The following is a 22,432-nucleotide window of genomic DNA, read 5'->3' on the forward strand; positions in this document are numbered from 1 at the left end:
TCCTTCAACGACTTCGAGGACCCACACAAATGAGCAACACGATGAATAGCCCGAGGAACAGCGCAACAAGCAGCGCAACAAGCAGCGCGACGAACAGCGCGACAAACAGCCCGATGAACAGCCCGATGAACGACACGAACCCGGTGGAGGAACGCATCGCCTTCATCGGCCTGGGCCACATGGGCGGGCCGATGGCGATGAATCTCGCGAAGGCGGGATACGCCGTCACCGCATTCGACGTGAGCGCAGCCGCGCTGGAGCGCGCGAGCCAGGCGGGCGTGATGGCGGCGCCATCGGCCGCGGCGGCGGTGGAGGGCGCGACAGTGGTGATCTCGATGCTGCCGGCGAGCCGGCATGTCGAGGCGCTCTACCTCGGCGAGGGCGGCCTGCTGTCGCATCTGGCCGCCGGCACGCTGGTCATCGACTGCAGCACCATCGCGCCGGCGAGCGCGCAGCGCGTCTCGCTGGCCGCGGAGACGCGCGGCATCGCGATGCTCGATGCGCCGGTGTCGGGCGGCACGGCGGGCGCGGCGGCCGGCACGCTGACCTTCATCGTCGGCGGCGAGGCGCAGGCGCTTGAGCGCGCACGGCCGGTGCTGGGCGCGATGGGGAAGAACGTCTTCCACATGGGCGGCGCGGGCGCCGGGCAGGTGGCCAAGCTGTGCAACAACATGGCGCTGGGCGTGATCATGGCGGTCACCGGCGAGGCGCTGGCGCTGGGCGTGTCGCATGGACTCGATCCGCAGGCGCTGTCCGCGATGATGGCTGTCAGCACCGGTCGCAGTTGGGCGACGGAGGTCTGCAATCCGTGGCCGGGCGTGAAGCCGGAAGCGCCCGCCTCACGCGGCTACGCGGGCGGTTTCGGGAATGACTTGATGCTCAAGGACCTCGGCCTGGCGGTGGAGGCGGCGCTGCAGGTCGGCGCCGCAGTGCCGCTCGGCGAGCTGGCGCGCAACCTCTATGCGCTCAACAGCCGGGCAGGGCGGGGCAGGCTGGATTTCTCGAGCGTGCAGCAGCTCGTGGCGGGGGATGGCGGGCCGCTGGGGTGAGATCGCGCGCGCTCACCGGGTCCCATACGGCTCCGCCGTGCGCTCGTTCTCATCGATGCGCAGGTGCTTCCCGAGCGCCGGGAACGCCCGCTGCGCGCAGCCTTCGCGCTCGCACAGCTTGCAGCCGGGACCGATCGGCGTGGCGCTGTCCGGATCGCCCAGGTCCAGCCCCTTCGCATAGACCAGCTGCTCCGCGTGCCGCAGGTCGCAGCCCAGGCCGATCGCGAACTCGCGCGCCGGTGAGCCGTAGCCGCCGGTGGCGCGTAGCTCGCAGTGGGCGATCCAGAGATAGCTGCGCCCATCGGGCATCCGCGCCACCTGCGTGAGCACGCGGCCCGGCTGGCCGAAGGCCTCGTAGACGTTCCACAGCGGGCAGGTGCCGCCGCTGCGCGAGAAGTGGAAGTCCGTCGCCGACTGCCGCTTCGAGATGTTCCCCGCCCGGTCCACCCGCACGAAGAAGAAGGGCACGCCGCGCGCCTCGCGGCGCTGCAGCGTCGACAGGCGATGGCACACGGTCTCGAAGCTGACGCCGAAGCGCTTGGCCAGCAATGCGATGTCGTGCCGCAGCGCCTGCGCCGCCGACAGGAAGGCGCGGTACGGCAGCACCACCGCGCCGGCGAAGTAGCTCGCGAGACCGATGCGCGCCAGCGCCGCGGCCTCGGGGCTGAAGCTGGCGGAGGCGATGAGCCGGTCCATCTCCGCGCCGCATTCGAGGTAGGCCAGCTGCGTGGCCAGCTGGAAGGCCCGCTGGCCCGGCGAGAGCGAGTCCGACAGCAGCAGCAATCGCTGCGCGGGTTCGTAGCGCCGCAGGCGCTCGTCGGGCACGACCTGCACCTGGATCCGATGGGCAGTCATCAGGTGGGTCTGCAGCCGCTGCGCCAGGTCCTGCTGCGAGAGGGGCAGCGCCGGCGTTGCCGCAGCAAGCGCAGTGGCTGCGGTGAGCGCGGTGGTCGTGCCCGTGCCCGCACCCGCGGCGGTGGCCGTCTCGCTTGCGAGCACCATCGCCAGCGCCTCCGCGGCGCGGTCGAGTGCGTCGATGTGGTTGTGGTGCGCGTAGAAGAAGTCCCGCACCTCCTCGTGTGGCCCGGGGCCCGCGATCACGCCGGTGCCGCGCTCGTGGCCGCCGAGGTTGCTCACGCGCTGCTCCGCGCCGCGCGCCCGGCCGTGCAGCCGCAGCATCAGCTGCGCCATGCCCGGCATCTGCTGCACCAGCGTGCGCAGCTCCGACTCCGGCACGCCGCCGGGCACCGGCGTCTCCGCGACGATCTCGTGCAACTGCGCGAAGAGCCGCGCCTCGTCGTCCTCCGAGAAGAACTGCAGGTCCACGCCCAGCGCCGACTGCAAGCGCAGCAGCACCGCGACGCTCAGCGGACGCTCGTTGTTCTCGAGCTGGTTCACATAGCTGGGCGACAGCTTGAGCGCCTGCGCCAGCGCCGCCTGGGTCAGGCCGCGCTGCTCGCGCAGGGTCTTGAGCTTCACGCCGAGGAAGGTCTTGCGCATCGGTTTCGCGTCGGGAGATGGAAGGACGAAGACGGCGGCTGGTGAGCGCGGCCGGCGAGGGCGACTGCTGATCTGTGATTCGCAAAGTTTGCAGAATGCGCGAATCACCTTCGCATTTCATTGCCAATTCAGCCATTGAGGCCCAGCGAAGTGGCTGCAAAGATTGCGAATGACGCGACTATCCCATGCACCCGTCGACGGGATCAAGGCCTGGACCGTCACGCCGGTCGATGGCTCGCCGCCACGCCCGCCCGCATTTCCCAGATCCCCAGGAGGAGACCCCATGAGCGAGACCCTCGCCCCCGCCTTCAAGCCCAAGAAATCCGTCGCGCTGTCCGGCGTCGCGGCCGGCACCACCGCGCTGTGCACCGTCGGCCGCAGCGGCAACGACCTGCACTACCGCGGCTACGACATCGTCGACCTGGCCCAGGCCTGCGAGTTCGAGGAGGTCGCTCACCTGCTGGTGCATGGCAAGCTGCCCAACGCCGCCGAGCTGCGCGCCTACAAGGCCAAGCTCAAGGCGCTGCGCGGCCTGCCGGCCAGCGTCAAGGAGGCGCTGGAGCGCCTGCCCGCCGGCGCCCATCCGATGGATGTGATGCGCACCGGCGTGTCCGCGCTGGGCTGCGTGCTGCCGGAGAAGGACGACCACCCGCTGCCCGGCGCGCGCGACATCGCCGACCGGCTGATGGCCTCGCTGGGCTCGATGCTGCTGTACTGGTTCCACTGGGCGACGCAGGGACGCCGCATCGAGGTCGAGACCGACGACGAGTCCATCGGCGCGCATTTCCTGCACCTGCTGCACGGCCGCCGGCCCGATGCCGGCTGGGAACGCGCGATGCACACCTCGCTGATCCTGTACGCGGAGCATGAGTTCAACGCCTCGACCTTCGCCGCGCGCGTCATCGCCGGCACGGGCAGCGACCTGTACTCGGCCGTGGCGGGCGCGATCGGCGCGCTGCGCGGACCCAAGCATGGCGGCGCCAACGAGGTGGCCTTCGAGGTGCAGAAGCGCTACGACTCGCCGGATGAGGCCGAGGCCGACATCCGTCGCCGTGTCCAGGCGCGCGAGGTCGTCATCGGCTTCGGCCATCCGGTCTACACGATCAGCGATCCGCGCAACGAGATCATCAAGCAGGTGGCGCGACGACTCTCGGTCGAGGCCGGCACGACCAAGATGTTCGACATCGCCGAGCGCCTCGAGCGCGTGATGTGGGAGGTCAAGCGCATGTTCCCCAACCTCGACTGGTTCAGCGCGGTGAGCTATCACCTGATGGGCGTGCCGACGGCGATGTTCACGCCGCTGTTCGTGATCGCGCGCACCAGCGGTTGGGCCGCCCATGTGATCGAGCAGCGGCAGGACAACAAGATCATCCGCCCCAGCGCCGTCTACACCGGCCCCGAGGACCAGGCCTTCGTGCCGCTGGCGGCGCGTCAATGAGCCTCGCACCCGCTGCCACGATCACCGCCGCCGCGCCCGTCAATGCCGCCTGGCGTCGACCGCTGCCCGGCACCGACCTGGACTGGTTCGATGCCCGCGCGGCCATCGAGGCGCTGCGCCCCGGCGCCTGGACCCGCATGCCCTACACGGCGCGCGTGCATGCCGAGAACCTGGTGCGCCGATGCGATCCGGCGCTGCTCGACGCCTGTCTGCTGCAGCTGGCCGACGGCCTGGGCGAGCGCGACTTCCCCTGGTATCCCGCGCGCGTCGTCTGCCACGACATCCTGGGGCAGACCGCGCTGGTGGACCTGGCCGGCCTGCGCGACGCGATCGCGGCGCGCGGCGGCGATCCGTCGCGGGTCAATCCGGTGGTGCCGGTGCAGCTGGTCGTCGACCACTCGCTGGCCGTCGAGTGCGGGGGCGACGATCCCGGCGCCTTCGACAAGAACCGCGCCATCGAGGACCGCCGCAACGAGGACCGCTTCCACTTCATCGACTGGTGCCGGCGCGCGTTCCGCAATGTCGAGGTGATCCCGCCGGGGAACGGGATCATGCATCAGATCAACCTGGAGCGGATGTCGCCGGTCGTGCAGGTGGAGCGCGACGCGCGCGGCGGCATCGCCTATCCCGACACCTGCGTCGGCACCGACAGCCACACGCCGCATGTCGACGCGCTGGGTGTGATCGCCGTCGGCGTCGGCGGACTCGAGGCGGAGAGCGTGATGCTGGGCCGCGCCTCGTGGATGCGCCTGCCGGAGATCATCGGCGTCGAGCTCACCGGGCGGCGCCGGCCCGGCATCACCGCCACCGACCTGGTGCTCGCACTGACCGAGTTCCTGCGTCGCGAGAAGGTCGTCGGCGCCTACCTCGAATGCTTCGGCGACGGCGTCGCCGGGCTGACGCTGGGCGACCGCGCGACGATCGCCAACATGGCGCCCGAATACGGCGCGACCGCCGCGCTGTTCGCGATCGACGAGCAGACGCTGGCCTACCTGCGCCTGACCGGCCGCGCCGAGGACCAGGTGCGCCTGGTCGAGACCTATGCCAAGGCGGCGGGCCTGTGGTCCGGCGTGGGCGGCACGCTGGACGACGTGGCCTACCGGCGCGTGCTGCGCTTCGACATCGGCGCGGTCGAGCGCGCACTGGCCGGCCCGTCGAACCCGCATCGCCGCCTGCCGACCGCGATGCTGCGCGAGCGCGGCATCGCGGCGCCCTGGGTGGACGAGCCCGGTCGACTGCCCGACGGGGCGGTGATCATCGCGGCCATCACCAGCTGCACCAACACCAGCAATCCGCGCAACGTCATCGCCGCCGGCCTGCTCGCGCGCAACGCGCGGCGGCTGGGGCTGGTCCGCAAGCCCTGGGTCAAGACCTCGCTGGCGCCCGGCTCCCGCGCGGTGACGCTCTACCTGGAGGAGGCGGGCCTGCTGGCGGACCTCGAAGCGCTGGGCTTCGGCGTCGTCGCCTATGCCTGCACCTCGTGCAACGGCATGTCGGGCGCGCTGGACCCGGCGATCGAGCGCGAGATCGTCGAGCGCGACCTCTATGCGACCGCGGTGCTGTCCGGCAATCGCAACTTCGACGGCCGCATCCATCCGCGCGCGCGGCAGGCCTTCCTGGCCTCGCCGCCGCTGGTGGTGGCCTACGCGCTGGCGGGCACGATCCGCTTCGACATCGAGCGCGACGTGCTCGGCGTCGTCGACGGGCGCGAGATCCGCCTGCAGGACCTGTGGCCGGACGACGAGGAGATCGACGCGCTGGTGCGCCGCTGCGTGAAGCCGGCGCAGTTCCGGCGCGTCTACGACCCGATGTTCCCGATCGCGCCGGTCGCGACCGAAGCCAACAAGGTGGCCGGGGCGGCCGGGGCGACAGCGCCGCTCTACGACTGGCGCCCGCGCTCGACCTACATCCGGCGGCCGCCGTACTGGGAGGGCGCGCTGGCGGGCGCGCGCACGCTGCGCGGCCTGCGCGCGCTGGCGGTGCTGCCCGACAACATCACCACCGACCACCTGTCGCCGTCCAATGCGATCGAGGTCGACTCGGCGGCTGGCGAATACCTCGCGCGCATGGGCGTGCCAGTGGAGGACTTCAATGCCTACGCGACCCACCGCGGCGATCACCTGACGGCGCAGCGGGCCACCTTCGCCAACCCGACGCTGTGCAACGAGATGGTCCGCGACGCGTCGGGCGAGGTCATCCCGGGCTCGCTGGCGCGGCTGGAGCCCGACGGCACCGTGATGCGGATGTGGGAGGCGATCGAGACCTACCTGGCGCGCCGCCAGCCGCTGATCGTGATCGCCGGCGCGGACTACGGCCAGGGCTCGTCGCGGGACTGGGCCGCGAAGGGCGTGCGGCTGGCCGGCGTGGAGGCGATCGTGGCCGAGGGCTTCGAGCGCATTCACCGCACCAACCTCATCGGCATGGGCGTGCTGCCGCTGGAGTTCCTGCCCGGGACGACGCGGCGCACGCTGGGGATCGACGGTTCGGAGCGCTTCGACGTGCTGGGCGTGCCGGCGCCGCGCGCGGTGATCACGCTGGTGCTGCATCGCCGTGACGGCGTTCGCACCGAAGTGCCGGTACGCTGCCGGATCGACACCGCGGAGGAGTTGTCGATCCACCAGGCGGGCGGGGTGCTGCAGCGCTTCGCCCAGGATTTCCTCGCGGCCGCGACGCCGCCAATGCGCCACGCAAAGACATGAGCTTTCCACCTGCCTTGAAGATCCCCGCCGTCTACCTGCGGGGCGGCACCTCCAAGGGCGTGTTCTTCCGGCTGGAGGACCTGCCCGCCGATTGCCGGCGCCTGGGCGCCGCGCGCGACCGGCTGCTGCTGCGCGTGGTCGGCAGCCCCGATCCCTACGGCAAGCAGATCGACGGCATGGGCGGCGCCACGTCCAGCACCAGCAAGGTCGTGATCGTGTCGCGCAGCAAGCGCCAGGGGCATGACGTCGACTATCTCTTCGGCCAGGTCGCGATCGACCGGGCGCTGGTGGACTGGTCCGGCAACTGCGGCAACCTGTCCGCCGCGGTGGGGCCGTTCGCGATTCACTCGGGGCTGATCGACGCCGCCGCGCTGCCGCGCGACGGACGCGCGACGATCCGGATCTGGCAGGCCAACATCGGCAAGACCATCGTGGCCCAGGTGCCGATGCGCGACGGACAGGTGCAGGAGAGCGGCGACTTCGAGCTCGATGGCGTGACCTTCGCGGCGGCGGAGATCGAGCTGGCCTTTCTCAATCCGGGCGATGACGCGGGCGACACGGGCGAGGGCGGAGCGCTGTTCCCGACCGGCCAGGTGGCCGACGATCTGACGCTGCCCGAGGCGCTCGTGCCGGGCGGCCGGCTGCGCGCGACGCTGATCAACGCGGGCATCCCGACCGCCTTCGTCGAAGCCAGGGCGCTGGGCTATGAGGGCACCGAGCTCCAGGACGCGATCAATGGCGATGCGGCGGCGCTTGCGCGGCTGGAGGCGATACGCGCGCATGCGGCACTGCGCATGGGCCTGATCCGGACGCTCGAGGAGGCGAAGACTCGCCAGCACACGCCGAAGCTGGCCTTCGTCGCACCGCCGGCGGCTTATCGCGCGTCGAGCGGCAAGGCCGTCGCGGCCGGCGACATCGACCTGCTGGTGCGGGCGCTCTCGATGGGCAAACTGCACCACGCGATGATGGGCACCGCGGCCGTGGCGATCGGCACCGCGGCGGCCATTCCCGGCACGCTGGTCTGCGAAGCCGCTGGCGGCGCGCCGCGCGCGGCGCTGCGTTTCGGTCATCCGTCCGGCACGCTGCGCGTGGGCGCGGAGGCCGTGCTCGACGGCGGCCAATGGCGCGTCACGCGCGCGGTGATGAGCCGCAGCGCCCGCATCCTGATGGAGGGCGCCGTGCGCGTGCCCGCCGAGTCCCTGATCGACACGAAAGAACTCCCATGACATCGACCCGCAAGACGCTGCGCGCGCTGGTGGAGGCGCGCCGCGGCGTGCTGGTGCCCGGCGCCTTCAATGCCTTGTCGGCGAAGGTGATCGAGGACCTCGGCTTCGAGGCTCTCTACATCACCGGTGCCGGCGTGACCAACATGTGGTTCGGGCTGCCGGACCAGGGCTTCATGGGCCTGGCCGAGATCGCCGACCACACGGCCCGCATCCGCGACGCGGTGGCGCTGCCGCTGATCGTCGATGCCGACACCGGCTTCGGCAACGCGCTCAACGTGCGGCATGCCGTGCGCACGCTGGAGCGGGCCGGTGCCGACTGCATCCAGCTCGAGGACCAGGTCGCGCCCAAGCGCTGCGGTCACTTCAGCGGCAAGGAGGTGATCCCGACCGAGGAGGCGGTGGGCAAGATCAAGGCGGCGGTCGACGCGCGACGCGACCCGGACCTGATGATCATGGCCCGCACCGACGCCTGCGCGACCTTGGGTTTCGAGGCCGCGGTGGAACGCGCGCTGCGCTTCGCCGAGGCCGGCGCGGACCTGCTGTTCGTCGAGGCGGTGACGACGCCGGATCAGATCCGCGCGCTGCCGGGGCGCCTGCCGGTGCCGCAGCTGATGAACATGGTGATCGGCGGCAGGACGCCGATCACCGATGCGCAGGAGTTGGAGTCGCTCGGCTACGGCGTCGTGCTCTACGCCAACGCGGCGCTGCAGGGCGCGGTGGCGGGCATGCAGAAGGCGCTCGGCGTGCTGAAGGCGCAGCGCCGGATCGATGAGGACCCGGCGCTGGTCGCCCCCTTCGCGGAGCGCCAGCGACTGGTGGGCAAGCCCGGCTGGGATGAATTGGAGAAGAGGTACAGCTGAGGGCGCTGGTCGCCAATGGCTCTGGTCAGTATCGATGGGGGGAATGACCACCGTCGATCACTTCCCCCCTCAAGACCACATTTCGGAGGAATGACGTTCGCCGGCTCCACGTGGAGACTGCAGGCCATCCATCAGGACTTGGGCAAGAAGGAGCAGTTTCATGACGAGGACGACAAGCGACGAGGGGACGGGCATCGAGGACCTGTCGAGGGCGCTGCGGTTCCCCAGCACGATCTTCGGGGCGATGGCCGACGACGGCCTCGAAGCGCGATGCGAGGATGCGGACTGGCACGAGGTGCCGAATGAACTCAGGCGCGTGCTGGCGCATCACGGCGCTTCGGTGGATTACATGCGGCTGATACTGAAGCGCGCCGCGCGCTTCGTCCGGCGCCATTCGCTGCGCCTGGCCGGGCCCCCCTGGTTGGACATCACCTGCGTGGAGGATGTCGCCGCCGGGGCGATGTATGTCGTGCCCCTCGACATGAGTCCCAAGCGGTCGCTGGCCTGGGACGAGCGATTTCTCTCCCGCCTCGCCGACCAGGACCTGCTGAAGGGCTTCTTCATGGTCAGCTTCTGCGGCCGCTCGGCGGCCTGAACGGCCAGGCCGCATCCAGTCCCGGAGCGTTGCCATGAGCGTGAGCGCCGAAGACTTCCTGTACGTGTCCCGCGCCTTGATGAACAAGGACGGTGAGACTTGGCGACGTGTCGCCGCCAGTCGGGCCTCCGAAGCGCGCATGGACAGCCAGCTCACCGCTGGCGCCCATGCCGCATGGAGGGCCCGGCTCAGAAGCCCTTTATGTCATAGCGCACGCCGACCCAGGCCTGGCGGCCGAGGCCCTGGTAGGCGTAGACCGGCTCGACATCGCGGTCCGCCGCGTTGAGGACCTTGGCCTCCAGGCGCCATTGCGGCAGGAAGCGCCAGCTGGCGCGCAGGTCGAGCAGCGCGTAGCCGCCCAGCGTGGCGCCGGTGTCCGGCCGCTTGCCGATGTCGGTCAGCGTCGCCCCCGCGCTCCAGGCGCCGGTGTCGTAATCGACGGAGACACTTTCCTGGTGCGCCGCGCGACGGATCAGCCGCGCGCCGGTGTCGGTGTCCTTCGCATCGAGGAAGTCCACGTTCGCGGCCAGGTTCCAGTTGCCGATGCGGTGCGCGCCGGTCAGCGTCGCGCCGGTGAGCTTGGCCCGGCCGACGTTGGCCGCGCAGCCGAAGGCGAAGTCCGGTGCCGGCGGGCACAGGGCCGGATCGGGGTTGTAGATGATCAGGTCCTTGACCTTGTTGCGATAGACCGTCGCCGACGCGCTGCTCGCGCCGGAGCGCCAGTTCAGGCCGATCTCCGCGCTGCGGCCCTGCTCGGGACGGATGTCGCGGTGGCCGTAGAAGGGGAAGTCGGTGTCGTTGAAGGTCGGCGCGCGGAAGGTCTTGCCCGCCAGCGCCCGCAGCTTCAGCGTCGGACTCAGCGCGATGCTGCCGCCCAGGCTGCCGGTGGTGTTGTCGCCGTAGACCGAGTTCTCGTCGCGGCGCAGGTTGGCCTCCAGGGCGGCCGGGCCGAACAGGCCGCTGTAGCCCGCGATGTAGGCGTTGTTGGTGCGCTTGAGCGTGTCGCTGGTGACGCCGTCCGCCTTTTCCTCGAGGCGCTCGTAGGCCAGCACCAGTTGCTGGTCCGGCGCCAGGCGCAGCGCGTTCTGCCAGGTCGCCTGGTCGCGGGTGGTTTTGAAGCGCGTCGCGTCGGTCAGGCCGCTGACCGAGTCGTCGGTGCCGCGCGCGAACTGCAGCGTCGTCGTCCAGATCGGCGAGAGCGTGCCGCGGTAGTCGAGCGCCGCCTGGCGCGTCTTGAGCCGGTTGCGGAAGTCGCCTTCCGGATGCGCGACGAACTGGTCGTCGAAGGTGGCGCTGTCGTATTGCGCGTTCAGGCGGCTCTGCGTCGCGCTGACGCCGATGTGGTGGCCCTCGGCCGGCGTGAAGCCCAGCCGGGCCGACGCCACCGTGCGGGTGAAGCCGTCCTTGTCCGGGTTGTAGGAGCTGTTGCCGCGGTCGCCGCGGATCGCGGTCGTGCCGTCACTGGTGTCGCGGCTGAGGCTGGCTGCGTAGTCGAAACCGGCCCGCGCGCCGCTGACCGAGACGTCGCCCTGGCGCGAGCCGTATTCGCCCACGGCCGCACCGGCACGCAGGTCCAGCGGGCCCTGGCCCTGCCGGGTGACGATCTGGATCACGCCGCCGACCGCATCGGCGCCGTACAGGCCGGAGGCAGGACCGCGCAGGACCTCGATGCGCTCGATGTTGGCCAGGCTCATGGCCTCGAAGGACACCTGGCCCAGCGTCGCCGAGCCGACCCGCACGCCGTCGATCATCACGACCGTGGCGCTGGTGTTGGCGCCGCGCAGAAAGTAGCCCGCCGTCTGGCCGGGACCGCCGTTGGCCGCCAGCTGCAGGCCGGCGTAGCGGCGCAGCACGTCGGCGACGCTGCCGGCGCCGCTGTCGCGCAGGGTGTCGGCGTCGATGAGCACGACGTCCGCGACGCTGCGGCTCAGCGGCTGCGCCTCACGGGTGCCGATGACGATGACCGGGTCGAGCGAGGACTGCGCGACGGCGACGGAGGGGACGGTGGACAGGACCGGGGCGGCGATCAGCGCGGCACGGGCAACGGCGCGCAGCGCGGCGCGGGGACGGGAGGCTTGCATGTCGGAATCACAAAGCGGCGGCAGACGGCCGCTTCCCCGCGGCCGCATGCGGAATGGACCCATCGCGGGGCGAAGGGTCCGCCTGTTGGCCGGTATCCGGGCTGTCGGAAGAACGAACCCGTGGTGCCTTCCCGGACGACCGTCCAGTGGATCCAGCCACGAGTCGCGCGCCGCTGGGGCCGATGCCATCGAGGGTCGACGGCGTCGGCCGGGCGCGCCTTCCGCTTACCGTTGCGGGGGCAGCTCAGGTTGGGGCCGTGGCCGCGGGCGGGCGACCCTTCCTGATTCCCGTTGAACTGCGCCGGCGGAGGGCCGGGCGCGAGCACCAACGGGCGGCATCATAGCGGCGGCCCCGTGGCGCCGATGTCGCATCCGGGCCTGACCACGGGGCGGGGCGCTCGGCACGCCGCCGGCCTCACCGGCCTCACCGGTTCGGCGCGCGCTCACAACAGGCTCACGCCGCCCAGGTTCACCAGCGAGGTCTCGCGCATGATCCGCACGAAATCGGCCAGGAAGGGCTTGGCCGCCAGCCGCCCGGTGCTCACCGCGTAGAGCCGGCCGGTCAGGCCCGACGGCCCGATGCGCTGGCGCGCCACGTAGCCCCGCGCCAGGTAGCCCTCGACCGCCCACAGCGGCAGCGCCGCGAAGCCGCGCCCGCTCGCGACCAGCTGCAGCATCGCCACCGTGAGCTCGCTGGTGCGGCGTGGCGGCGTCACGCCGGCGGGTTTGAGCACGCTGCGCACCAGGTCCAGCATCTCGTCGGGCACCGGGTAATGGATGTAGGCCTGCGCGGCGAAGTCCTCGGCCTCCAGCCAGGGCTTGGCCAGCAGCGGGTGCCCCTTGGGCAGGAGCGCGACGATCTCGAAGCTGAACAGCGGATGCACCGCGACGCCCGCTTCCTCCGCGTCCACGTCCGAGACGATCGCCAACTCGGCGCGGTCCTGGTGCAGCAGCCCCACCGGATCGGCCTGGAAGCCCGACACGATGTCGAGCTCGACCTCCGGCCAGCGCTCGCGGAAGGCATCCATCGCCGGCATCAGCCAGTCGAAGCAGGTGTGGCACTCGACGGCGATCCGCAGCTGTCCGGCCGATCCCTCGACCAGCTTGCGCATGTCGCGGTCCGCCTCGTCGATCTGCGGCAGCACCAGCTCGGCGAGCTTGAGCAGCCGCTGGCCCGCCACGCCGAAGCTCAGCGGGGAGGACTTGCGCTCGAAGAGCTCGGTGCCGTAATGGTCCTCCAGCCCCTTGAGCTGGTGCGACAGCGCCGACTGCGTGAGGTTCAGCAGTTGGGCGGCGCGGGACAGGTTGCCGGCCTCGCGCAGGGCCAGCAGCGTGCGCAGGTGGCGCAGCTCCAGAGGTGTCTGCATGAGCGATCCTAATGACGAAGGCAAAAAACTTTCGTTTGAATCATAGTTCGCTGGCAGCGAACATTCCGAATCCCATTCAATTTCGACGAGAACAACATGATTCGGACTCATGTGCTGGGCTTCCCCCGCATTGGTGCCAACCGCGAGCTGAAGTTCGCCCTGGAGCGCCACTGGCGCGGCGAGATCGACGAGGCGGCGCTCCAGGGCGTCGCCGCCGAGTTGCGGGCCCGGCACTGGCGTCTGCAAGCGGGCGCCGGGCTGGACCACGTCACCGTGGGCGACTTCGCGCTCTACGACCAGGTGGCCGACTTGATCCAGCTGTTCGGCTGCGAGCCGGCACGCTTCGGCTTCACCGGCGAGGAGTCGCCGCTGCGGCGCTACTTCGCCATGGCGCGGGGCGTGGCGGCGCATGAGCACGGCGAGGCTTGCGGTTGCGGCGCTTCGGCGGGCGAGGGCGCTGCGGCGCTGGAGATGACCAAGTGGTTCGACACGAACTACCACTACCTCGTCCCCGAGTTCGACGCCGCTACCGCCTTCACGCTCCATGCCGACCGACTGCTGGCCGAGGTCGACGAGGCGATCGCGCTCCCGGCGAGTCCCAAGGCCGCACTGCTCGGGCCGGTGAGCTTCCTGTTCCTGGGCAAGAGCAAGGAGGCGGGCTTCGACCGCCTCGCGCTGCTGGACCGCCTGCTGCCGGTGTACGAGCAGCTGCTGGTGAAGCTCGCGGCGCGCGGCGTGACCTGGGTGCAGCTGGACGAGCCCATCCTCGGCCTGGATCTGGCGCCGGCCTGGCAGGACGCGCTGCGCCGCGCCTACGAGCGGCTCGGCCAGGTCGACCAGCAGGTGCTGCTGGCGAGCTACTTCTCGCCGCTGGCGGGCAACCTGGCGCTCGCCTGCGGGCTGCCGGTGGCCGGGCTGCATGTGGACGCGGTGCGCGCCGCCGGTGAGCTGCGGGACATCGCGCGGACGCTGCCGCTGGACCGGGAGTTGTCGGTGGGCATCGTCGATGGCCGAAACGTCTGGCGCGCCGACCTGGACGCGGCGCTCGAGACCGTGCGCGAGGTGCGCGAGCTGCGCGGCGGGCGGCTGTGGCTGGCGGCGTCGTGCTCGCTGCTGCATGTGCCGATGAGCCTGCGCGACGACCCGGTGGTCGATGCCGACGTGCGGCCGTGGCTGGCCGGCGCGGTCGAGAAACTGGAGGAGCTGCGAGTGCTCAAGCGCGCGTTGTGGGGCGACGAGGCGGCGGTGGCCGATGCGCTGATCGAGGCGCGTCAGGCGCGCGCCTCGCGCTTGGCGAGTCCGCGCGTGCGCCGGCTCGACATCGCCCGGCGCGTCGCGGCGCTGCCGGCGGATGCGGACCGGCGCGCGTCCCCGTTCCCGCGGCGCCAGGCCGCGCAGCGTGAGCGGCTGCGCCTGCCCGCCTTCCCGACGACGACGATCGGCTCGTTCCCGCAGACGCCGGCGATCCGCGCGGCGCGCGCGGCCTTCAAGCGCGGCGAGCTCGATGCCCAGGCCTACCGTGCCGCGATGCGCGGCGAGATCGAGGACGCGGTGCGGCGCCAGGAGGCGCTCGGCCTGGATGTGCTCGTCCATGGCGAAGCCGAGCGCAACGACATGGTCGAGTACTTCGGCGAGCAACTGGACGGTTTCGCGTTCACCGCCAACGGCTGGGTGCAGTCCTACGGCTCGCGCTGCGTGAAGCCGCCGGTGCTGTTCGGCGACGTCGCGCGGCCAGCGCCGATGACGGTCGAGTGGACGCGCTTCGCGCAAGGCCTCACCGAGCGGCCGATGAAGGGCATGCTCACCGGGCCGATCACGATCCTGCAATGGTCCTTCGTGCGCGACGACCAGCCGCGCGCCGACACGGCGCTGCAGATCGCGCTGGCCATCCGGGACGAGGTCGCCGACCTGGAGGCCGCCGGCATCGCCGTCATCCAGATCGACGAGCCGGCGATCCGCGAGGGACTGCCGCTGCGCCAGGCGGAGCGGGCCAGCTACCTCGCCTGGGCGACGCGCGCCTTCCGTGTCGCCGCGTCACCGGTCGGGGACGCGACGCAGATCCACACGCACATGTGCTACTCGGAGTTCAACGACATCCTCCCGGACATCGCCGCGATGGATGCCGACGTCATCACCATCGAGACCAGCCGCTCCGACATGGAGCTGCTGCGCGGCTTCGGCGGGGAGGGGGGCGGCTTCCGCTATCCCAACGAAATCGGCCCCGGCGTCTACGACATCCATTCGCCGCGGGTGCCCGGCAGCGACGAGATGCTGCGGCTGCTGCGCAAGGCGGCGGAGGTGATTCCCGCGGATCAGCTGTGGGTCAATCCGGACTGCGGCCTGAAGACGCGGGGATGGCCGGAAACCGAGGCGGCGCTGCGGCACATGGTGGAGGCGGCGAAGGCGCTGCGCGGCGAAGGGCTCGGCCGCTGAGCGACGACGCGGGGGACGACCACTTCGCAGTGGGGGTGGCCCACCTCGATGAGGGGCTGGAAGGGCGACGGGCGCTCATTTCAGGGCACGCCGGACGTGTTGAAGAACTGCGCTCCGGAGGCTTTCCTTGAAGTTCGACACGGGGGCGCGTCCGGACGATGGCATCACCAATATTTCCACTGTCGTCATTGATTTCGGCTGAAGAAAAACCCGGCTTGAGCCGGGTTTCTCGTTTCAGGTTCCTCGTCAACCAGCGGGCAGCGATGTGTTACATGAACAAATGTTCTCCGGCGTTCTCACCGCCTAGCACCACGTAATTCACCTTGCGCAGATCCGCCAAGCTGCGACCGCCAGCGTAGGAAATCGAGCTCTGCAGGTCCTCTTCCATTTCACGGAAGGTGTCGGCCAGTTTCCCCTTCACCGGCTCGAGGATGCGCTTGCCCTCGACGTGTTTGTATTCACCCTTGTTGAAGTCGGACGCCGAGCCGTAGTACTCCTTGTAGCGCTTGCCGTCGACCTCGACGGTGTTGCCCGGCGACTCCTCGTGGCCCGCGAACAGCGAGCCGATCATCACCATCGCCGCGCCGAAGCGCACGCTCTTGGCGATGTCGCCGTGATGGCGGATGCCGCCGTCGGCAATGATCGGTTTGGTCGCCACGCGCGCGCACCACTTGAGCGCCGACAACTGCCAGCCCCCCGTGCCGAAGCCGGTCTTGAGCCGCGTGATGCAGACCTTGCCCGGGCCGATGCCGACCTTGGTCGCGTCCGCGCCCCAGTTCTCCAGGTCGATGACGCCCTCCGGCGTGCCGACGTTCCCCGCGATCACGAAGGTCTGCGGCAGCTTCTGCTTGATGTGGGCGATCATCCGCTGCACCGCGTCGGCGTGGCCGTGGGCGATGTCGATGGTGATGTAGTCGGCGCCCAGGCCCTCGGCCGCGAGGCGGTCGATGAGCGCGTAGTCGGCTTCCTTGACGCCGGCGCTGAGGGAGACCAGCAGGCCCTTGTCCCGCATCGTGCGGGCGAAGGCGACCGCGTCCAGGTCGAAGCGGTGCATCACGTAGAAGTAGCCGTTGGCGGCCAGCCATTCGGTGATGGACTCGTCGACGACCGTCTTCATGTTGGCCGGCACCACCGGCAGCTTGAAGCGGCGGGGGCCGAAGTCGATCGAGGTGTCGCACTCGCTGCGGCTGGTCACGCGGCACTTGCGCGGCAGCAGCAGGATGTTGTCGTAGTCAAAGATTTCCATGGTCCAAAGTCGCAAAGTCGGGCTGCGTTGATGCAGTGCATGCCCTGGGCTGCGAGCGCTTGACTTGGGACCCGGCCAAAAAAAACCGGGTCCCAAAATTTGGGCCCGGTGGCTCATTCTACGCATGCCCCGGCGAGGGCCTCGCCACCTTGCGGTGCAGCATGCACGGATCGGGGGCTTTTGAGCGCAGTTCGCTAAACTTCGCCCCCTTGGCCCCTCACCGGGCGACCTCAAAAGACCAGCCCCATGCACTCCGTCGTCATCAGCGGCACCGGCCTGTACCAACCGCCGCACGTCATCACCAACACCGAGCTGGTGGAGGCCTTCAACCGCTACGTCGACCTGCAGAACGCCGAGCACGCCCAGGCCATCGCTGCCGGCACGCGCGAGCCGCTGGTGCATTCGAGCGTCGAGTTCATCGAGAAGGCCTCTGGCATCAAGCAGCGCTACGTGATCGAGAAGGAAGGCGTGCTGGACCCGACGCGCATGTACCCGCGCTTCCAGGAACGCGCCGACGACCAGCTGTCGCTGATGGCCGAGATCGCCGTCGACGCCGCCCGCAAGGCGCTGGCCGCGGCGGGGCGCCAGCCGGAAGACGTCGACGCGGTGTTCTGCTCGGCCGCCAACATGCAGCGCGCCTATCCGGCGATGGCGGTGGAGATCCAGCAGGCGCTCGGCGCGGGCGGCTACGGCTTCGACATGAACGTGGCCTGCTCGTCGGCGACCTTCGCGCTGGAGCAGGCCTACAACGCGGTGCGCTCGGGCGCATCCAAGTGCGTGCTGATCGTGAATCCGGAGATCACCTCGGCCCACCTGGAGTGGAAGGACCGCGACTGCCACTTCATCTTCGGCGACGTCTGCACGGCCATCCTTGTCGAGCGCGCCGACCTGGCGGTCGCCCCGGAGCAGTGGGAGATCCTGGGCACCAAGCTGGCGACGCAGTTCTCCAACAACATCCGCAACAACTTCGGCTTCATGAACAAGGCCGAGGACAGCGATCCCGACGCGCGCGACAAGACCTTCCGCCAGGAAGGCCGCAAGGTGTTCAAGGAAGTGGTGCCCATCGCCGCCGCGCACATCGAGCACCATCTCGCCGCGCTGCACATCCAGCCCACCGACGTCAGCCGCTACTGGCTGCACCAGGCCAACCTGGGCATGAACCAGCTGGTGATCAAGAAGCTGGTCGGCGGCGAGGCCGGCGCGGAGATCGCGCCGCTGATCCTGGACACCTATGCCAACACCGCCTCGGCCGGCTCGGTGATCGCCTTCCACGAGCACCGCGCCAACCTGAAGCAGGGCGACCTGGGCGTGATCTGCTCGTTCGGCGCGGGGTATTCGGTGGGCAGCGTGATCGTCAGGAAGCGCTGAGACCCCACCGGGCCCCCTGAACAGGTGGCCCGCTCCCCCGGCGGAACGGCGCAGCATTGCGGCGGGAGCGCCGCCCCTGTCGGGCGGTCGCGCCGTTCACCAAGGAGCGAACCATGGTCCCGTTGCTCCGCGTGCTGCGTGCGCCGCGTGCGTTGCGTGTGCTGTGTGGATTGGCCTGTGGCGCCGCGCTGCTGTCGGTCCCGGCGCCGGCGTCCGCGCAGCCTGAGCCGCCGCCCCGTCACCGGATCGTGATCATGCCCAAGCTGGTGGGCATCGCGTACTACGACGCGGTGAAGACCGGCATCGACGCCGCCGCCCGCGAACTGCCCGATGTGTCGGTGACCTGGACCGGGCCGACGCAGGACCAGGTCGAGAAGCAGATCGAGATGATCGAGCGGCTCATCCCCACGAAACCGGACCTGATCGCGGTCGCGTCGAACGACCCGGTCGCGATCGCGCCGGTGCTGGCCAAGGCGCAGCGCGCCGGCATCCGCGTGATGAGCTGGGACGGCGACAGCCAGCAGCGCGAGTTCTTCGTCAACCTGGTGGACTTCGAGGAATTCGGCGCGCGGCTGGTCGAGTCCGTGGTGCGCGAGATCGGCCCCAAGGGGGACATCGCCCTCGTCACCACCAGCTTCACCGCGCCGAACCAGACCAGCTGGATCGACGCGATGAAGCGGACGATCTACCGCAAGCATCCGGAGCTGCGCATCGTCGACATCCGCCCCGCGGGCGAGAGCACCGAGGAGGCCTACCGGATCGCGCAGGACTACCTGAAGTCGATGCCCGGCCTGAAGGCCATCGTCGCGCTGGGCGCGCCCAACCTGCCCGGCGTCGCGCGCGCGGTCCGGGATGCGGGGCGCGTCGGCCAGGTGGCCGTCATCGGCAACTCGACGCCCAACCTGATGCGCAGCTTCCTCAAGGACGGCACGGTCCGGACGGTGCTGCTCTGGAACGCGCCGGACCATGGCTACCTCACCGTCTACTGCGCGCGCCAGCTGCTCGCCGGCGGCCTGAAGGCGGGGCAGGCCTTCGACGCCGGCCGGCTCGGCCGCTTCACGCCGCGCAAGGACGCGATCAGCCTGCAGGTGGCGTTGCCCGTCATGGTGTTCACGAAAGACAACGTGGACCAGTTCAGGTTCTGAGGCGAGGACCGGCCGTGAAGGTCTCGACGCGACTCAACCTGCTGTCGCTGCTCATCGTGCTGGCGATGACGGCCCTGGTGCTGGGCGCGGCGGTGGTGTTCCTGCAGTCCGACCTGCGGCAGTCACGCGAGCGCCTGATGCAGCTGGAACTGCAGGGCGCGACCCAGGCGATCCGGCAGCAGCTGTACCGCTCCGGCGTGCGCGCGGCCGCCCGCGAGGCCGAGGAGCAACTGCGTCAGCTGCGCCAGAAGGAGGGCTTCGCCTCGGCCACGCTCTTCATCGTCGAGCGCAACGACCTGCGCGTCGTCTATCACCCGCAGGGGCCGATCGGACAACGCGCCCGGCACGCCTTCGTCGCGGAGATGGTGCGGCAGGGGACCGGCTCGCTGGAGTACGACTACCTGGGCGACCGCCGCATGGCGGTGTTCCATGGGCTGGAGCCCGTCGGATGGGTGATCGGCGTGGCGGTGTCGCAGCAGGAGATGTACGCGCCGATGGTCCGGTTCATGCAGGCGATCGGCGGTATCACCTTCGGCGCCTTGTGCCTGGGCGGGGTGGTGGTCCACCTGTTCGGCCGCTGGCTGATGCGGCGCGTGCGCGTGGCGCTGGACTGCGTCGAGCGCATCGAGCACGGCGACCTGACGGCGCGGGTGGCGCAGGCGGGCGTCGACGACGAGATCGGCGAGCTGCAGCGCGGCATCAACGCGATGGCCGGGCGCATCGAGGAACGCACCGTCTCGCAGCACGAGGCGCAACAGGCCCTGAGCGCGAGCGAGGCGCGCCTGCGCCGCGTGATCGAGTCCAGCATGATCGGCATCTTCTTCTGGGAGGTGTCGGGCGCGGTGACCGAGACCAACGACGCCTTCCTGGAGATCATCGGCTACACCCGCGAGGACCTGGAGGCGGGGCGCATCGACTGGACGGCGCTCACGCCGCCGGAGGAGGCCGAAGCCGACCGGCGGGCGATCGAGCAGCTGCGCGCCACCGGCCGCTGCGCGTCCTACGAGAAGCACTACCTCCACCGGGACGGGCACCGGGTGCCGGTGCTGATCGGCGGCGCGCTGCTGAGCGACTCGACGCGGCAGGGCGTGGCCTTCATCGTCGACCTCAGCGAGCGCCGCCAGGCCGAGGCCGACCGGCATGCGCGTCGCGTGGCCGAGGCGGCGAGCAGCGCCAAGAGCGAGTTCCTGGCCAACATGAGCCACGAGATCCGCACGCCGATGAACGCGATCCTGGGCATGTCCTACCTCGCGCTACAGAGCGGGCTCAATCCGCAGCAGCACAACTACATCCAGAAGGTGCATGCCTCGGCGGAATCGCTGCTGGGGATCATCAATGACATCCTGGACTTCTCGAAGATCGAGGCCGGCAAGCTGGACATGGAGGCGATCCCGTTCAACCTGTCGGACGTGATGGACAACCTGGCCAACCTGATCGGGCTGAAGGCGGAGGAGAAGGGGCTGGAGCTGCTGTTCGTCGAGCCGCCCGAGTTGCCCGAGGCGCTGGTCGGCGACCCGTCGCGGCTGGGGCAGGTGCTGCTGAACCTGGGCAACAACGCCGTCAAGTTCACCGAGCGCGGCGAGGTCGTCATCGGCGTGGCGGTGCTGGCGCGCGACGAAGCTTCGGTGCGCTTGCGCTTCGAGGTGAGCGACACCGGCATCGGCATGAGCGCGGAGCAGCAGGGCCGTCTGTTCGAGCCCTTCACCCAGGCGGACGCGTCGACCAGCCGGCGTTATGGCGGCACCGGCCTGGGCCTGGCGATCAGCCGCCACTTGGTGCGGCTGATGGGCGGCGAGCTCGAGGTCGAGAGCCAGCCGGGGCAGGGCAGCCGGTTCCGTTTCAGCGTGCGGCTGGAACTCGACGCGGCCGCCGACCGGAGCGCCGCGGCGGCGGGCCGTGCCGCGCCCGACCGGACCGGGCTGAAGGGCACGCGCGCGCTGATCGTCGACGACAACGCCTGCGCGCGCGAGGTCGTGGCGGCGATGACGCGCGCGCTCGGGCTGAAGGTCGACACCGCCGCGGACGGGATGGAGGCGCTGCGCCAGGTGGCGCTCGCGGACGCGCGCGACGAGCCCTACGACCTGCTGCTGCTGGACTGGCGGATGCCGGGCATGGACGGCGTCATGTGCGCGCGGCTGCTGGCCGAGCGCGAGCGTCCACGCCATCCGACGCCGCCGGTGCTGATGCTGACGGCCTTCAGCCGGCACGAGGTGCAGCAGCAGCTGGACGATCAAGGCGTGACGGTGGGGGCGCTGCTGACCAAGCCGGTGACGCCGTCGACCTTGTTCGACGCCTGCGCCACCGCGCTCGGACTGGCGGTGGCGCCGACGACGCGCCGCGCCCGGCGCGAGGAGTCGCTGCAGGGGGACCGGGCGGCGCTCCGGGGCGCGCGCCTCCTGCTGGTCGAGGACAACGCCTTCAACCAGGAGCTCGCACTGGACGTGCTGGGGCGGGCCGGCATCGAGACGCGGGTGGCGGCCAATGGCCAGGAGGCGCTGGCGATGCTGGCCCGCCATCCCTTCGACGGCGTGCTGATGGACTGCCAGATGCCGGTGATGGACGGCTATGCCGCGACGCAGGCGCTGCGGCGCCAGCCGCAATGGCGCGACCTGCCGGTGATCGCGATGACCGCCAATGCGATGGTGGGTGACCGGGAGAAGGCCCTGGCGGCCGGCATGAACGACCACGTCGCCAAGCCGATCGACATGGAGGAGCTGTTCGCGACGCTGGCTCGCTGGATCCGTCGGGATGCCGGGGCGGTGCGTGCCGGTGGGAATGACGCTGCCGCGGGGAGCGGTCCGCCGGACCTGCCGGAGCTTCCGGAGCTGCCGGGCGTCGACCTGAAGGTGGGGCTCGCCGGCATGATGGGCGACCGCGCGCTGTATCGGCGCCTGCTGCGCCTGTTCAGGGACCGAGAGACCGATTTCCTGCCGCGCTTCCTGGCCCTGCGCGCCGCGCACGACGCGGCCGCGATGCGGATGGCGCATGACCTCAAGAGCGCCGCGGCGGCGCTGGGCATGAAGGAGGTCCACGCCGCGGCGCAGGCGCTTGAGCAGGCGTGTCTGCGCGATGCGGACGAGGCCGAGCTCGGGCCGCTGGCCGAGGCGGTTGATCGCGTGCTGACGCCGGTGCTGGCCGGGCTGCAGGCGCTGGGGGACGAGGCGGTGCCGTCGACCGGCGGGCGACCGCGCGCTGGTGCCTGAGGCCTCGGACGGGCGCTTCGCGGCGGCCTTGCGCTGCTCCTGGGCTTCGCGCGCGAGCTGCTCGCGAGCCAGCCCGATGTCGCCGCGCTCCAGGCGGTCGAGCTGATACCAGAAGTCCTGCATCAGGCCGTCGCACTTGGCCAGGCGCGCGATCTGCGCCGGAGCGGCGATCGAGCGCGTCGAGCAACTGCCGCGCGTCATTCGGGAGCCCGGGGAGCTCGC

Annotated in this window: 15 protein-coding genes and 1 riboswitch; of the genes, 10 read left to right on the top strand and 5 right to left on the bottom strand. The window is 70.5% G+C overall.

The window, feature by feature from the left end:
• Positions 1-4: 4 nt before the first annotated feature.
• Positions 5-157 carry a hypothetical protein gene (locus BM393_RS25870; protein ID WP_175538472.1) on the bottom strand — a complete coding sequence of 51 codons (153 nt, stop codon included), beginning with the start codon at positions 155-157 and terminating at the stop codon, positions 5-7.
• Between BM393_RS25870 and mmsB the strand changes: the two genes are divergently transcribed.
• Positions 126-1,049, top strand: a complete 924-nt coding sequence (mmsB, locus tag BM393_RS22855; RefSeq protein ID WP_091733355.1) for a 3-hydroxyisobutyrate dehydrogenase — start codon at positions 126-128, stop codon at positions 1,047-1,049. The two genes, BM393_RS25870 and mmsB, sit on opposite strands and share 32 nt — an antisense overlap.
• Positions 1,050-1,061: 12 nt before the next feature.
• Here mmsB and BM393_RS22860 read toward each other — a convergent pair whose 3' ends face one another.
• Positions 1,062-2,549, bottom strand: coding sequence for a short-chain fatty acyl-CoA regulator family protein (locus BM393_RS22860; protein WP_091733357.1), 1,488 nt, complete (start codon positions 2,547-2,549; stop codon positions 1,062-1,064).
• A gap of 283 nt (positions 2,550-2,832) precedes the next feature.
• Between BM393_RS22860 and prpC the strand changes: the two genes are divergently transcribed.
• The 5 genes from prpC to BM393_RS22885 all read left to right on the top strand — a co-directional run bounded on the left by prpC (position 2,833) and on the right by BM393_RS22885 (position 9,367).
• On the top strand, positions 2,833-3,987 hold the full coding sequence (gene prpC / locus BM393_RS22865; RefSeq protein WP_091733360.1) for a 2-methylcitrate synthase: 1,155 nt from the start codon (positions 2,833-2,835) through the stop codon (positions 3,985-3,987).
• Entirely contained in the window at positions 3,984-6,686 is a 2,703-nt protein-coding gene (acnD, locus tag BM393_RS22870) for a Fe/S-dependent 2-methylisocitrate dehydratase AcnD (RefSeq protein ID WP_091733362.1), read from the top strand. The genes prpC and acnD overlap by 4 nt, the downstream gene beginning before the upstream one ends.
• The gene (gene prpF, locus BM393_RS22875; RefSeq protein ID WP_091733364.1) at positions 6,683-7,912 is read left to right on the top strand and encodes a 2-methylaconitate cis-trans isomerase PrpF; all 1,230 of its coding nucleotides are present in this window, start codon (positions 6,683-6,685) and stop codon (positions 7,910-7,912) included. Before acnD ends, prpF begins: the two co-directional genes overlap by 4 nt.
• A complete protein-coding gene (locus BM393_RS22880; RefSeq protein WP_091733367.1) occupies positions 7,909-8,772 on the top strand; it encodes an oxaloacetate decarboxylase in 864 nt (287 codons plus the stop codon). Before prpF ends, BM393_RS22880 begins: the two co-directional genes overlap by 4 nt.
• A 244-nt stretch (positions 8,773-9,016) precedes the next feature.
• A complete protein-coding gene (locus tag BM393_RS22885) occupies positions 9,017-9,367 on the top strand; it encodes a hypothetical protein (RefSeq protein WP_141225458.1) in 351 nt (116 codons plus the stop codon).
• A gap of 188 nt (positions 9,368-9,555) precedes the next feature.
• Here BM393_RS22885 and BM393_RS22890 read toward each other — a convergent pair whose 3' ends face one another.
• Both BM393_RS22890 and BM393_RS22895 read right to left on the bottom strand, forming a co-directional pair.
• On the bottom strand, positions 9,556-11,448 hold the full coding sequence (locus tag BM393_RS22890) for a TonB-dependent receptor domain-containing protein (protein WP_091733371.1): 1,893 nt from the start codon (positions 11,446-11,448) through the stop codon (positions 9,556-9,558).
• 69 nt (positions 11,449-11,517) lie between these two features.
• Positions 11,518-11,793, bottom strand: a riboswitch (cobalamin riboswitch).
• A 98-nt stretch (positions 11,794-11,891) separates the two neighbouring features.
• Positions 11,892-12,815, bottom strand: a complete 924-nt coding sequence (locus BM393_RS22895; protein WP_091733374.1) for a LysR family transcriptional regulator — start codon at positions 12,813-12,815, stop codon at positions 11,892-11,894.
• 96 nt (positions 12,816-12,911) lie between these two features.
• On the opposite strand from BM393_RS22895, the gene metE reads away from it, so the two are divergent.
• Positions 12,912-15,248, top strand: a complete 2,337-nt coding sequence (metE, locus tag BM393_RS22900; protein ID WP_091733377.1) for a 5-methyltetrahydropteroyltriglutamate--homocysteine S-methyltransferase — start codon at positions 12,912-12,914, stop codon at positions 15,246-15,248.
• 268 nt (positions 15,249-15,516) lie between these two features.
• On the opposite strand, the gene BM393_RS22905 is transcribed toward metE, so the two are convergent.
• Complete coding sequence (locus BM393_RS22905) at positions 15,517-16,494, bottom strand: GMP reductase (protein WP_091733379.1); 978 nt, start codon at positions 16,492-16,494, stop codon at positions 15,517-15,519.
• Between the two features lie 246 nt (positions 16,495-16,740).
• On the opposite strand from BM393_RS22905, the gene BM393_RS22910 reads away from it, so the two are divergent.
• The 3 genes from BM393_RS22910 to BM393_RS22920 all read left to right on the top strand — a co-directional run bounded on the left by BM393_RS22910 (position 16,741) and on the right by BM393_RS22920 (position 22,210).
• Entirely contained in the window at positions 16,741-17,862 is a 1,122-nt protein-coding gene (locus BM393_RS22910; RefSeq protein ID WP_091733381.1) for a beta-ketoacyl-ACP synthase III, read from the top strand.
• 113 nt (positions 17,863-17,975) lie between these two features.
• Positions 17,976-19,007: a substrate-binding domain-containing protein gene (locus tag BM393_RS22915; protein ID WP_091733384.1), complete on the top strand. Its 1,032-nt coding sequence runs from the start codon at positions 17,976-17,978 to the stop codon at positions 19,005-19,007.
• Between the two features lie 14 nt (positions 19,008-19,021).
• Complete coding sequence (locus tag BM393_RS22920; RefSeq protein ID WP_091733386.1) at positions 19,022-22,210, top strand: response regulator; 3,189 nt, start codon at positions 19,022-19,024, stop codon at positions 22,208-22,210.
• The last annotated feature ends 222 nt before the right edge of the window (positions 22,211-22,432 follow it).

This window comes from Mitsuaria sp. PDC51, from assembly GCF_900113225.1.
Lineage (GTDB): Bacteria > Pseudomonadota > Gammaproteobacteria > Burkholderiales > Burkholderiaceae_C > Roseateles.

Coding starts and splice junctions, on each gene's coding strand:
- BM393_RS22910 (WP_091733381.1), top strand. CDS start 16,741: ATGCACTCCGTCGTCATCAGCGGCACCGGCCTGTACCAACCGCCGCAC.
- BM393_RS22890 (WP_091733371.1), bottom strand. CDS start 11,448: ATGCAAGCCTCCCGTCCCCGCGCCGCGCTGCGCGCCGTTGCCCGTGCC.
- BM393_RS22880 (WP_091733367.1), top strand. CDS start 7,909: ATGACATCGACCCGCAAGACGCTGCGCGCGCTGGTGGAGGCGCGCCGC.
- BM393_RS22860 (WP_091733357.1), bottom strand. CDS start 2,549: ATGCGCAAGACCTTCCTCGGCGTGAAGCTCAAGACCCTGCGCGAGCAG.
- BM393_RS22915 (WP_091733384.1), top strand. CDS start 17,976: ATGGTCCCGTTGCTCCGCGTGCTGCGTGCGCCGCGTGCGTTGCGTGTG.
- BM393_RS22885 (WP_141225458.1), top strand. CDS start 9,017: ATGGCCGACGACGGCCTCGAAGCGCGATGCGAGGATGCGGACTGGCAC.
- prpF (WP_091733364.1), top strand. CDS start 6,683: ATGAGCTTTCCACCTGCCTTGAAGATCCCCGCCGTCTACCTGCGGGGC.
- BM393_RS25870 (WP_175538472.1), bottom strand. CDS start 157: ATGCGTTCCTCCACCGGGTTCGTGTCGTTCATCGGGCTGTTCATCGGG.
- mmsB (WP_091733355.1), top strand. CDS start 126: ATGAACGACACGAACCCGGTGGAGGAACGCATCGCCTTCATCGGCCTG.
- BM393_RS22905 (WP_091733379.1), bottom strand. CDS start 16,494: ATGGAAATCTTTGACTACGACAACATCCTGCTGCTGCCGCGCAAGTGC.
- acnD (WP_091733362.1), top strand. CDS start 3,984: ATGAGCCTCGCACCCGCTGCCACGATCACCGCCGCCGCGCCCGTCAAT.
- prpC (WP_091733360.1), top strand. CDS start 2,833: ATGAGCGAGACCCTCGCCCCCGCCTTCAAGCCCAAGAAATCCGTCGCG.
- metE (WP_091733377.1), top strand. CDS start 12,912: ATGATTCGGACTCATGTGCTGGGCTTCCCCCGCATTGGTGCCAACCGC.
- BM393_RS22895 (WP_091733374.1), bottom strand. CDS start 12,815: ATGCAGACACCTCTGGAGCTGCGCCACCTGCGCACGCTGCTGGCCCTG.